This is a genomic window from Bartonella sp. MR168JLCBS (genome assembly GCF_042194175.1).
On the sequence record NZ_JBHIMP010000611.1, the window covers coordinates 1 to 546 of the forward strand.

General features: G+C 37.0%; 1 protein-coding gene. It reads left to right on the forward strand.

Annotation, left to right across the window (positions count from 1 at the left end):
* On the forward strand, positions 1–520 hold a 520-nt coding region (locus tag ACFIK8_RS13000), incomplete at its 5' end, for a hemin ABC transporter substrate-binding protein (protein ID WP_375669658.1).
* Between the last annotated feature and the right edge of the window lie 26 nt (positions 521–546).

Sequence of the window (546 nt, forward strand, 5' to 3'; positions counted from 1 at the left end):
TTATTCCCGTGAAAGTGTGATAGAAAAAATTCGTCTCGTTGGCAAAGCTCTTCATCGTGAAATGAAGGCAGCTGCCTTGATTGAAAAAGTAAACCGTGATTTTGTAAATAATGACCTACTTTTAGCAAAAATAACAAAACCAAAGAGAGTCCTTTTTGTTTTATCCGTACAAAATGGGCGTGTTATGGCATCTGGAACAGGGACAGCTGCTGATGGTATGATAAAACTTTCAGGCGGTATCAATGCTATCACCGATTATAAGGGATATAAGCTTCTCAATAACGAAGCTTTATTGAAAGCAAACCCTGATGTTATTTTGCTTGTCAAACATCGTGAAAAATCCAATAACATTGATAAGATTTTAGCCATACCGGCAGTTCAAGCAACAACAGCAGCAAAAAATCATGCCATTAAACAAATGGATGCTATGTATCTTTTAGGATTTGGTCCACGCACAGCAAACGCATCGAAAGAGCTTATTGATATACTCTATGGTGCAAATCAAAATGGTAAGAGTTGATAATATGGTAGATACGACATCCATAG